11 protein-coding genes and 1 pseudogene are annotated in these 10,769 nt (G+C 57.6%); 3 read left to right on the top strand and 9 right to left on the bottom strand.

Annotation, left to right across the window (positions count from 1 at the left end; genetic code table 11):
* Positions 1-793: 793 nt before the first annotated feature.
* Positions 794-1,168 (bottom strand): sirohydrochlorin chelatase, encoded by a 375-nt coding sequence (locus RIFP1SYM_RS03485; protein WP_005959738.1) that lies wholly within the window; start codon positions 1,166-1,168, stop codon positions 794-796.
* Positions 1,165-3,813, bottom strand: a complete 2,649-nt coding sequence (gene pepN, locus RIFP1SYM_RS03480; RefSeq protein WP_240992006.1) for an aminopeptidase N — start codon at positions 3,811-3,813, stop codon at positions 1,165-1,167. Before pepN ends, RIFP1SYM_RS03485 begins: the two co-directional genes overlap by 4 nt.
* A gap of 265 nt (positions 3,814-4,078) precedes the next feature.
* Between pepN and grxC the strand changes: the two genes are divergently transcribed.
* Genes grxC through RIFP1SYM_RS03465 form a run of 3 tightly spaced genes read left to right on the top strand, consistent with a single transcriptional unit; the run spans position 4,079 to position 5,212 of the window.
* Entirely contained in the window at positions 4,079-4,342 is a 264-nt protein-coding gene (gene grxC, locus RIFP1SYM_RS03475; RefSeq protein ID WP_005959736.1) for a glutaredoxin 3, read from the top strand.
* Positions 4,343-4,347: 5 nt separating this feature from the next.
* Entirely contained in the window at positions 4,348-4,746 is a 399-nt protein-coding gene (locus RIFP1SYM_RS03470; RefSeq protein ID WP_005959735.1) for an RNA-binding S4 domain-containing protein, read from the top strand.
* Between the two features lie 7 nt (positions 4,747-4,753).
* The gene (locus tag RIFP1SYM_RS03465) at positions 4,754-5,212 is read left to right on the top strand and encodes a hypothetical protein (RefSeq protein WP_005959734.1); all 459 of its coding nucleotides are present in this window, start codon (positions 4,754-4,756) and stop codon (positions 5,210-5,212) included.
* A gap of 49 nt (positions 5,213-5,261) precedes the next feature.
* On the opposite strand, the gene RIFP1SYM_RS03460 is transcribed toward RIFP1SYM_RS03465, so the two are convergent.
* The 7 genes and pseudogenes from RIFP1SYM_RS03460 to RIFP1SYM_RS03435 all read right to left on the bottom strand — a co-directional run bounded on the left by RIFP1SYM_RS03460 (position 5,262) and on the right by RIFP1SYM_RS03435 (position 10,761).
* The gene (locus RIFP1SYM_RS03460; protein WP_005959733.1) at positions 5,262-6,368 is read right to left on the bottom strand and encodes a hypothetical protein; all 1,107 of its coding nucleotides are present in this window, start codon (positions 6,366-6,368) and stop codon (positions 5,262-5,264) included.
* Between the two features lie 92 nt (positions 6,369-6,460).
* A complete protein-coding gene (locus RIFP1SYM_RS03455) occupies positions 6,461-6,772 on the bottom strand; it encodes a HesB/IscA family protein (RefSeq protein WP_039959671.1) in 312 nt (103 codons plus the stop codon).
* A gap of 17 nt (positions 6,773-6,789) precedes the next feature.
* Positions 6,790-8,177 (bottom strand): annotated as a pseudogene (locus RIFP1SYM_RS03450) (cobyrinate a,c-diamide synthase).
* Positions 8,178-8,276: 99 nt separating this feature from the next.
* Positions 8,277-9,470, bottom strand: a complete 1,194-nt coding sequence (gene nrfD, locus RIFP1SYM_RS03445; RefSeq protein WP_039959669.1) for an NrfD/PsrC family molybdoenzyme membrane anchor subunit — start codon at positions 9,468-9,470, stop codon at positions 8,277-8,279.
* Positions 9,471-9,490: 20 nt separating this feature from the next.
* The gene (gene dsrO, locus RIFP1SYM_RS03440; protein ID WP_005959728.1) at positions 9,491-10,081 is read right to left on the bottom strand and encodes a sulfate reduction electron transfer complex DsrMKJOP subunit DsrO; all 591 of its coding nucleotides are present in this window, start codon (positions 10,079-10,081) and stop codon (positions 9,491-9,493) included.
* Positions 10,075-10,242: a hypothetical protein gene (locus RIFP1SYM_RS18955; protein WP_420855211.1), complete on the bottom strand. Its 168-nt coding sequence runs from the start codon at positions 10,240-10,242 to the stop codon at positions 10,075-10,077. The genes dsrO and RIFP1SYM_RS18955 overlap by 7 nt, the downstream gene beginning before the upstream one ends.
* 18 nt (positions 10,243-10,260) lie before the next feature.
* Positions 10,261-10,761: a hypothetical protein gene (locus tag RIFP1SYM_RS03435; protein ID WP_005959727.1), complete on the bottom strand. Its 501-nt coding sequence runs from the start codon at positions 10,759-10,761 to the stop codon at positions 10,261-10,263.
* Between the last annotated feature and the right edge of the window lie 8 nt (positions 10,762-10,769).

Raw genomic sequence — 10,769 nt, 5'->3', positions numbered from 1 at the left:
CGCCTCGGCCAGCGGCATGCTGCCAGCACGGTCCGCGGTCTCACTGTAGACCAGGCTGTAATCAGCCCAAGCAGGCAGACTGACAACGAGCACACATAGAGTGAAAAGAGCTCGTAAAAATAGCGTTTGACGTTTTGTCGCGTGAAATGAAGCCGGCTTTTGTGCTCTGCCTGCCGCTTGAGTCCTTATCCATGCTTTGCCCATCCCCTTGCCCCCCAGCAAAAAGCCGTGCCCAAGATTATTTTGGGAATACCCAAGCAAGAATTATGACAGCACTTTTTATTGTCTTATTAAACAAGGAGTTACAACAAATAGACGAATCCTCGAAGATTGATCAGTGTAAAGATTTCCGACAACCGACTAAAGATCTGCATTCCCATGCCTAAACCAACACCGATGTAACATCATTCCCAGCTTCACTTTGAAAACAGCAGACAAGGGCGCGATTCCTGCCGAAGGCCGATCCACCACAGACAGATAACCCACTGTTTTATTAGTAAAACATCGATCGAATCTATCTGTTTGGCTAAACCCTTTATCAGAGCCTCACTCGTTCCGAACATAAAAAAATAATTAAATTATTATTATGGTTAATGACTTAAAGCAGTATCTTAAGAAGGTAATTCATAAAAATGACTTAACTTCCCGCGCGACTTGTAAGATTTCTCGACCCTCCCAGCAACACGACTTAATTATGTTATTTGAGGGTGTTCGCCACATGAAACAGCCGGCCGTCCGAGATGGCCCCGTGGCTGTTCAGCTGTCTGTGCAACCAGCCTAACCCGCAGTGTTTTCAGCACCCCTGCTGTTCGGCAACCGTTAACAGCAGCTCGGGAATCGCATCAGCAGCGCCCAGATAGGGAGCCAGATCAATCACAACACCCGGGTAGATTTCGCGCGCCCGCGCCAGGATCTTGGGGATGTCCTGGCTCACGTGACGCCCGGCGGAGAGAAAGTAGGGCAACACCAGCAGATGATCTGCGCCGTTGGCGATACAATTGTGAATCCCTTCTAGAATCGAGGGCTCTGCCAGTTCCAGGAAGGCGCAGGCCACCTCTGAATAGAGCGGCCCCGCCCGCACCCTCACCCGCTCTGTGAGCTGGCGCACCTCCTGATTGGAGGCCTCACGGCGGCTGCCGTGGGCAACGATCAACAAGGCCTGTGTCACTGTCCCGCCTCCAGGCTCTTCTCGGCGATCTCGAACAGATCCCGCGACAGTCCTGGTTGCTGCAACACCCGCTCAAACTGCCCCTTCATCAAGGCCTGGCGTGCTCCATCATAGCGCCGCCAGCGGCTCATCAGACGCAACAGACGCGCTGCCACCTGCGGATTGAGCGGGTCAAGCTCTAGCACCCGATCCGCCAGGAAACGATAACCCGCCCCATCGGCACGATGAAACTGGATCGGGTTGGCGCCGCAGAAGGTACCGATCAGGCCGCGCACCTTGTTGGGGTTACGCATTGAAAAGACCGGGTGCGACATCAGGCCCTGCACTGTCTCCAGGGTATCTGCCCGCGGCGCCATCGCCTGCACCGCAAACCACTTGTCCATCACCAGCGGGTCATCGCGCCAGCGCGACTCGAAATCGGCCAGCGCCTCTGTGCGTTGCGGGGCATCACTGGCCGCCAGCAGCGCCAGCGCCGCCAGCACATCGGTCATGTTGTGGCCAGCCTGGTACTGCGCCAGACAGAGCTGCAGCGCCTGTTCTGAGCCCGCTGCCATCAGGTAGTGCAGCGCCAGATTACGCAGGCTGCGCCGCCCGATATCAGCCGGTTCGATGCGGTATTCGCCCTGCTCCCGATTCGCCTCTACCAGTGCGACCAGCTCATCGTGCAGAGATTCGGCCAGCTGCTGGCGCAGCCGCTCACGAGCGGCGTGGACCCCCTCCACATCCACCTCCTCCATCTGATCGCCCAGATAGCCCTCAGCGGGCAGGGAGAGCACCTGGGCCAGCAGCGCCTGATCCTCATCAGCGCTGACAAGGGTCTGGCGAAAGGCGTCAATGAAGCCTGCCGGCACCTCCATCTGCGCACCCGCCGCACGCTGCTCCACCATCTTCAGGATCAGCCGTTGCGCCAGCAGTTGCGCCGCATCCCAACGGTTGAAGCCATCGCTGTCGTGGGCCATGCGGAACATCAGCACCGGATCCGACAGCGCCATCTCCAGCTTCACCGGCGCTGAGCCGCCGCGCAACAGGGAGGGCACGGGACGTTCCGGGATGCCGACGAAGTGGAAGGTCTCGATCTGATCGCGTAGCTCCAGCACCCGTTGGGTACCGACCGGCGCCACCTCCCCTGCCAGCTGCAGCGGCAGATCATTGCCTTGGGCGTCGAGCAGGCCGATCGCGACAGGGATGTGGAACGGCGGCTTGTTACGCTGCCCCGGGGTGTCGGGGCAGTGCTGGCTGATGGTCAGGCTGTAGCGCTGGCTGGCAGCATCGTAGCTCTCATCCACCTCCAGCACCGGCGTGCCGGCATAGCGGTACCAGTGGCGAAACTGCTCCAGGTGGCGACCACTGGCATCCTCCATGCATTTGACGAAGTCGTCAGTGGTCACCGCCTGGCCGTCGTGGCGCTCGAAGTAGAGATCAGTGGCCTTGCGATAGCCCTCCGGCCCCAATAGATGGGCTTGCATGCGCACCACCTCAGCGCCCTTCTCATAGACGGTGACGGTGTAGAAGTTGTTGATCTCGATGTAGGAGTCGGGGCGCACCGGGTGGGCCATCGGGCCGGCGTCTTCGGCAAACTGGTGAGCACGCAGCAGCCGCACATCCTCGATTCGTTTGACCCCGCGGGAGCCCATGTCGGCGGAGAATTCCTGATCGCGGAACACCGTCAGTCCTTCTTTGAGGCTGAGCTGAAACCAGTCACGACAGGTGATGCGGTTGCCGGTCCAGTTGTGGAAGTATTCGTGGGCGATCACTCCCTCGATACCCTGAAAGTCCTGGTCGGTGGCGGTGTCGGGACGGGCCAACACATATTTGGAGTTGAAGACGTTGAGACCCTTGTTCTCCATCGCCCCCATGTTGAAGTCGTTAACCGCCACGATCATGTAGATATCGAGGTCGTACTCGCGACCGTAGTGCTGCTCATCCCAGCGCATGGCGTTTTTCAGCGAGCGCATGGCGTGCTCGCACTTGTCGATATTCTCCGGCTCCACGTAGATGCGCAGATCCACCTCGCGACCGGAGGCGGTGGTGTAGCTGTCACGGATGTCGCGCAGATCACCAGCCACCAGGGCAAACAGATAGCAGGGCTTGGGGAATGGGTCTTCCCAGCGCACCCGGTGGCGCCCATCCTCCAGCAGCTCTTCGGCGACCAGATTGCCGTTGGAGAGCAGCACCGGGTAGGCGCTTCGCTTGGCGGTAATGCTGGTGGTGAAGCGGCTCATTACATCGGGCCGGTCTAAGAAGTAGGTGATGCGGCGGAAGCCCTCCGCCTCACACTGGGTGCAGAACATACTGCCCGACTGATAGAGCCCCTCCAGCGCGGTGTTCTGCTGCGGCAGGATCCGCACCCGGCACTTCAGCTCGAAGCTATCGGGCACCTGATCAATGGTCAGGCTCGTGGCACCGACCCGGTACTCCTCCGCTGCTAGCGGCCGGTCATCCAGCTGCAGCGAGAGCAGTTCGAGCTGCTCTCCGTCCAGTACTAGTGGCTCCGCCTCCCGCTGCGGGTTACGGCGCAGCTGCAGGCGGCTCTCCACCAGGGTGTGGCTGTCGAACAGATCGAAGCTGAGATCAATCTGTTCGATAAAGAAGGCCGGTGGCTGGTAGTCTTTGAGATAGATGGTGTTTGGGTTGTCGGATCGCATCAGTTTCCCCCAGTTGTGGAGGCCCGATGTTACTGGTAAATAGCGGAAGCACAAACCTGGAAATTCTGCTGCATTGATGCAGAATAGTGCCGATTTCCAGCTAGATCAGACAAATCAGCACTGCTAGGATGTCCTGTGCTACAGCTCCGCCCAGCCACTCGGCCCAACCGGCAATCAGCTGTTGGCGTGTTAAAATCTGCTTATCACTATAATTTCAAATCAGAAGTGCCGGCCGGCATTCGGTTACAAAGGAGATTAGTTTCAAATGCCCAAGGTAGTTATGTACACGACGGCGGTCTGCCCCTACTGCGTACGCGCAAAATATCTGCTGAACAACAAGGGGGTCGAGTTCGACGAGATCCGCATTGACATGAACCAAGATGCCATGCAAGAGATGTTGCAGCGCAGCCAACGCAACACAGTGCCGCAGATCTTCATCGACGAATTGCATGTCGGCGGTTATGACGATATGGCGGCGCTGGAGATGGCGGGCCGCCTCGATCAGCTGCTGGGGCTGGCGGAAAGCTGAGCACCATGCAGAGTGAAACCGCCAAGGTACGCCTCGACAAATGGCTCTGGGCGGCGCGTTTTTTCAAGACGCGTCAGCTCGCCTGTGAGGCGATCAACGGCGGCAAGGTACACCTCAATGGTCAGCGCACCAAGCCAGGCAAGGAGATCAAGGCAGGTAGCCAGTTGCGCATCCACAAAGGTTCTCTAGAGTGGGAGCTGGAGGTGAAGGTTGCGGCCAGCAAGCGGCGCCCGGCGGAAGAGGCAAAGACCTTCTACGTCGAGTCAGAAGAGAGCTTCCTGCGGCGCCAGCGCCTAACCCAAGAACTGCGCGAACAACGGGCCGTGGAGCCCCACCCGATGCGCGGCAAACCCAGCAAACGGGACCGCCGAATGATCCACCGATTCACTGCCAAAGGGGAGTAGCCTGCCGATGGATCAGGACGCCTATCGCCGCACCTACCGGGAACTCAATGACCGTTTCTGTGCGTTCGAAAAAAGCGTGCTCAGCAGCAAGTGTCGCTGTACCCGCTCCAGCAAAATCCACCTGGCAGAACGGGAGGGTGTGCATTGTGAGTCGGATCAATTTCAGACCATCTGCATCGAATTTCTTGAAACCCTCCGCCACCACGCCCGCTTCGCACTCAAACTGAACGATGAGGCGGCTGCGCTGCCCCATGGCAAGGCAATGCGGCTGCAGGTCGGCGGTCTGCGCGGGGTGTTTTCTTCGCTCAATCCAGAGCGGGAGATCCCAGATCCCATCGCCGATATCGAGACACTTTTACGCGAGGCGATCGGCAGCTATGGCTCTATCGACAAACTCCCCTTTCAGAACCTGATCCAGCAAGTATCTGCTTACAAGGGGCGGCCCAGCCTGCGCAGCACACGCTAACAGCACCTGCAGGTCGAATCGAGCCCATTCCGGCTAGTCTGCAAAGCAATCAGCGATCGCTGCGCAGGCAGCTCAGATAGTCACCCAAGGGGGTCAAAACCGGCTCCAGCTTGCGCCGCATCAATGAGCCGATCGCGTCACTCCTGCTGAAGACTGGGCGCAACACGCCGTAGCCCAGTCCGGAGAGCAGCCGCATGGCGCGTAGCTCATTCGCCATTTCAGGCAACACCGCCAGGCAGGCACGCTCCTCTTCGTTGAGCGTTTCCACCTCCAGCTGCAACTCCTCGAGAGTGAGGTCGGGATCACCAGCCGCACGCAATGCACTCAGGTAGTTACGCACCACATCCAGCAGCAGGCTGATAACCTCCTGATTAGCAGGCTTTTTCAGCACCCGCGCCACTCCCATCAGGAAGCCCTGACCAGGCGCATCGAGCAACCGCAGCAACTGTTGCGCGGTGCAGTTTCCCGCCTCAGCCAGTGGTTCCAGTTCGCTTTGACAGGCCGCATAGTCGGCACGGGGCGGGAGTTTCTCCGGCAGGTCATCCGGAGTGCTGGCAAGAAAACCGAGATAGTAGACCGGCTTCTTTTCAGCGCGCTTCCACAATTTTGCACGCATCTCGTCACTGACCAAGCCCGGCTGCAGTGCGAGACGCAGATCCTCCACCATCACTTCCGGTTCGTTTTCGAACGGCAGAAATTCGATCAGGAAATTGGCCAGTTCAGGCCCCATGCTGCCCGCCACCACCGCCGGATTGCTCAGCATGCGGCGCGCATTATCCGGCTGCTGACCCGCCCACCAGGCGAGCCGTGCAAGCTCATCAGTGAGTCCACGCGCACAGGTGACTGCTACCACCGCCTCAGGTTCCCCCAGCAGCAGCAACTGTTCCAGGTTGTCGTCACGGGTTTGACCCATGCGGGTCCAGCGCTGCAGGTAGATCGGGTAGCCGCCCGGGGAACCCAACACATGACCCGACAGGGTCTCCCGTACCTGGCGCAGATACTGCTCATCGCGACAATTGGGGTTGAGGCTGACCTTGGCCTCACCTTTCTCGCTGAGGCCATAGAGGATCATTGACGACTCATCGATACGAATTGCCTTCGGCTTGTTTGCCAGCAGGACGTTCAGACGCAGAGCATCTTCACTCGACAGCGCCATCGCTCAGTCTCTCTAATAGCTTTAGGACCACCGCTGTCAGCGGTTTTTTGCTGAAGGGGGAGTGAAAGGATGGGGAGACTCCATCGACCAGACTAGTCGGCCAGTGGAGTGTAGTTGGCATCCTTGGGGTTGATGAAGATAAACTTGTTCTCACCATCTTCCATGGCAGCATAATCCATGGTGGTTTCATCGAGCAGCGGGACATATTCAGGTTCGATAACGATATTTATGCCTTCGGATGTGAAGCGGATATCATCCTCTTTGGCCTCGTCAAATCCCATCAGGTAATCGAAAGAGCCATCCTCTTTGCGGCGTGCGGCAAAGCGCAGCGCCATTCCCTCGGTGCCACCCTGTCGTGCTGCTTCGATGATCTGTTCTGCTGCTTGTTTGGTCAACTTAAACATCTGCTTTCCTTCAAATCCTAGGGTGCTTCCGCCCGACTGCAACTGCGTACATGGCTGAGAAAACGCTCAACCCAGCGGTTGCCCCCGACACTACGCATATGAGCGTAGTTGGCGAGGAGGTTTTTGTAGATATAGCCGTCATGCTCGCCGTCGATCCCGGTACCCCGCTCCACCCGGTAGGCGAACGTGCAGGCTGCCAGATCCAATCCCTGCAGTGCGGAATAGTGGAACTCATGAGCATGGATCGGGGCTGCATCCGTCTTCGCGCCAGGCCAAGGCATGGCACCGGTCTCACGCAGGCGAATATACCCCCTGCCCTGGGGCTTCTCGTGCATCACCGCATCAGCTGGAATAACGGCGGCCATTCTACAAGTTTTGCCCTGCCAGGTCAGTGTTCGACATAACAACATCAACCCGCCACATTCTGCGTAAACTGGTCCACCTGCCTCGATAAACGCCTTGATTTCGGTAAGCAGCGGCTGGTTGGCCTCCAGCTCAACCATCGCGGTTTCTGGAAACCCGCCGCCAAGAAACAGACCATCAACCGCTGGGAGATGGCTGTCATGCAGCGAATCGAAGGGAAGGAGTTCAGCACCCAGCCGCTGCATCGCCTGCATGTCATCAGGATAGTAGAAGCCAAAGGCAGTGTCGGCCGGATAGCCGATACGCAGACCGGCAAAAGGCTGTACCGTCTCAACAGCGTTGGATGGGAGCGCTTGCACTTGCGCTCGCACGGTGCTCTCGAGTAGTTGCTCGATATCGATCTGCCGTTCCAGCACTTCCGCCAGATAGTTGATCTTCGCCTCGGCCTGTGACTGCTCATTGCTCGGCTTGAGACCGAGGTGTCGCTCGTCGATCACCATCTGCGGATCAGCAGCCACCGCGCCAAGCAGGGGGATATCGGTGTAGTGCTCAACCACCCTGCGCAGTTTATCTCGTGGCGTGGGCCGCTGACTTGATTCAGAATCACGCCTGCGATCTTTACATCCGGGTCGAACGCCTGATAGCCGAGCAGCAGTGGCGCCACGCCACGGGTGATCCCCTTGGCGTTTATCACCAGAATCACCGGCAGACCCAGCAACTTGGCCATCGCCGCATTGCAATCCTCACCCTGCAAGTCCATGCCGTCGTAGAGGCCTTTGTTGCCCTCTACTAGAGTGACCTGCGGCCCACTGCTGTACTGCTGAAACAGTTCCGTGATCTCACGGCGATGCTGGGTGTAAAAATCAAGGTTATAACAGGCGTTGCCACTGGCACTGCTCAACCATATCGGGTCGATGTAATCGGGCCCCTTTTTGAAGGTCTGCAGACTCAGCCCACGATTACGCAGAGCCCGTACCAAGCCAATAGAGAGGGTTGTCTTGCCGGATGATTTGTGAGCGGCTGATATGTAAAAAGCTGACATTTTCTAGCTGGCAAAAAAATATCCACCAACAGCCAAATTGCTGGTGGTGGATATTTTCAACCCGCGCCCAGCCATAAGACAAGGCGCAGGATCTTGTGGTTATTGTGGATCTTCCAGGGTCTCGGGAAAGACCTTGAACATCCGGGCACCAACTGCAACCAGGGCCATAGCGATGGCAATACCTGCAACACCGAGGGCCCCCTCTGCAAAGGTTGGCACATAGCTGTTGATCACGCCGTCATAGAAGCTACTTTCGATTACCTCTTTACCCGGAAAAATGGTCATCGGGAAGACCTGGCCTCCGATGACGATCAGATAGACCTGGAAGAAGCCACCGATAAGAACCATCACCGAGGCAGCAGCAACTGCCCAACGGGATGCCACAAAGGCCGGCGAATAGATCAGAACCAGTGGAATAAGAGAGCCGATAACAATCTGTCCCAACCAGAACATCACCGTGTAGACACCGCCATTGAGCAGGATAAAGGCCTCAATGCCGTGATGCTGAGTGATGTAGAGATTAGTGAGATGGTAAGCCAAGGTGAAATAGAGCACCGCACCGATAAACACACCAAGCAGATTCTTCAGCTTGGCGAGGCGAAGATCCCCTAGCTGACGATCGCCCCAGGCGTAGGCCGACTGCAGGGTGATAATGAAGAATGCCAGACCATAGCTGAACGACATGATGATGAACATCGGTGCCATAATCGCTGCGTCATAGGCCTCACGGGCCACAAGGAAACCGAAGATCGAGCCAGTACCAGTGGTGAGCATCAGGCGCCAGAAGAAGGCCGCAAAGGCAACCGGGCGGTAGAAGCGATTCACCGTGCGGTCCATCATGACCCAGAGGTAGACACCGACGATGCCGAAAAATCCTGAATAAAGGATGACATTCCAGGCAAAGATCGACTTAAAATTGTAGCTGGTCATCGCCACGATCAGGCGGTCTGGACGCCCCAGATCAAGCATCAGCACCGCCAGTCCACCGGCCAGAAGGCCGATCGCCAGCAGCCCGGAATAGCGTCCCAGCGGCTTGTACATCGGCCCGCCAAACACCGAACCGATCGATGCCACATTGAGCGCGCCGGATGCAGCCACGATCAGAAAGATCGCAAACACATGAGGCAGACCCCAGACCACCTGGTTGGTCATGCCGGTCACCCAGTGACCATGATGCTCCATGTAGTACGCGGCACCCATACCAATCGCGACAATTGCGCCGAGTAGTGCCAAGCCCGCCCAGAAACGTAGCGGCGTACCACAGTAGAGCTCGCGATAATGCATTTTCGTCATTGTTGTTCGGCCCCCTGCCATCAGATATTGGTGTAGCGTACGCCGGTGTTCAACTTGAGGTCGGCGCGAATCTGCTGACTGTTGTGTTCTCTTAGGGCCTCTGAGAGATCGCTTTCGGGATCGTTCAGATCACCAAACAGGATCGCGTTATGACCCTCTTTGGCACAAGCCTCCTGACAGGCAGTGACCAGTTCTCCCCGATCGATACGATGCACACAGAGGGTGCAACCCTCAACGCAACCCTTACCTCTAGGCTGGTTGATCGACTGATTCTCCAGCGTTTCATGCACAAAGGAGCGTGCCTTGTAGGGACAAGCCATCATGCAGTAGCGGCAGCCGATGCAGCGATGTCGATCCACCAGCACAATACCATCAGCGCGTTTGAATGAAGCGCCGGTTGGACAGACGTCCACACAGGGTGGAGTTTCACAGTGCTGGCACATCATCACCAGGCGATTTTCACGACCGGTATGCAGATCGCGCAACTTGACGGTGCGAATCCACTGCGCATCCGTTTCAGGGCGGCCGTGAGAGGTCAGGCCATGCTCCTGGTTACAGGCATCGACACATGCGCTGCAGCCATCAGCACACTTGTTTGCATCGATCAGCATCCCCCAGCGGTGCTTGGAGGAGGCGCCTTCTGTCGCAGTTCCTGCACCGGCGACGCGTGTAGCAGAACCCCCGGGGCGACAACCACCGCGCCACTTGCAGCCAGGGTAGTCCCCAGCAGCTTGCGGCGGTTCATATCAGGCTGGTCACTTTTCATACTCATGATCAGTCTCTCCGCCACTCAGCGGGCGTTGGAAACATCTTTGGATACCGCCGGATGCCACTGCATCAAGCTCAAAGCATCCAGCTGTTCGTAAGTCATACTGTTCAGATCGACTGCACCCAGCGTTGCGCCACCCTCAGCAGGGGTAGTGCGATGACACTGAAAACAGGCGGGCTGCACTGCCAGATAGCTATGGCATTTCTGGCAGAACTGACCCTCGTCGGTGACCGGCAGTGGATTACCACTCTGATCCTTCGAAGCATGGCAATCGATACAGCCTGCAAGGCTGTACTTCGAACCACGGATACCGCCACGTACGGTCTCGACCCGTTCATGCTTGAGATAGTCCATGTGGTTGCGACGCATATCTTCCGTCGGTGCCACACAACTATCCATCGAAGCCGCCTTCGACCCCTCAGTTACAGCGCTTGCACCGACTGCCTGCATCGCGGAGACCGTTAAAACGGCCCCCGCCAGCAGTGCGGTGAATCGCTTGATGCTGTCGATTGAACTACACATCTCAGCTC

The sequence above is a fragment of the endosymbiont of Riftia pachyptila (vent Ph05) genome, assembly GCF_000224455.1.
Lineage (GTDB): Bacteria > Pseudomonadota > Gammaproteobacteria > Chromatiales > Chromatiaceae > Endoriftia > Endoriftia persephonae.
This window is presented reverse-complemented; position numbering and strand designations above follow the sequence as displayed.

Coding starts and splice junctions, on each gene's coding strand:
- RIFP1SYM_RS03470 (WP_005959735.1), top strand. CDS start 4,348: ATGCAGAGTGAAACCGCCAAGGTACGCCTCGACAAATGGCTCTGGGCG.
- RIFP1SYM_RS03455 (WP_039959671.1), bottom strand. CDS start 6,772: ATGTTTAAGTTGACCAAACAAGCAGCAGAACAGATCATCGAAGCAGCA.
- RIFP1SYM_RS18955 (WP_420855211.1), bottom strand. CDS start 10,242: ATGAGTATGAAAAGTGACCAGCCTGATATGAACCGCCGCAAGCTGCTG.
- RIFP1SYM_RS03460 (WP_005959733.1), bottom strand. CDS start 6,368: ATGGCGCTGTCGAGTGAAGATGCTCTGCGTCTGAACGTCCTGCTGGCA.
- RIFP1SYM_RS03435 (WP_005959727.1), bottom strand. CDS start 10,761: ATGTGTAGTTCAATCGACAGCATCAAGCGATTCACCGCACTGCTGGCG.
- RIFP1SYM_RS03465 (WP_005959734.1), top strand. CDS start 4,754: ATGGATCAGGACGCCTATCGCCGCACCTACCGGGAACTCAATGACCGT.
- dsrO (WP_005959728.1), bottom strand. CDS start 10,081: ATGCTGATCGATGCAAACAAGTGTGCTGATGGCTGCAGCGCATGTGTC.
- grxC (WP_005959736.1), top strand. CDS start 4,079: ATGCCCAAGGTAGTTATGTACACGACGGCGGTCTGCCCCTACTGCGTA.
- nrfD (WP_039959669.1), bottom strand. CDS start 9,470: ATGACGAAAATGCATTATCGCGAGCTCTACTGTGGTACGCCGCTACGT.
- pepN (WP_240992006.1), bottom strand. CDS start 3,813: ATGCGATCCGACAACCCAAACACCATCTATCTCAAAGACTACCAGCCA.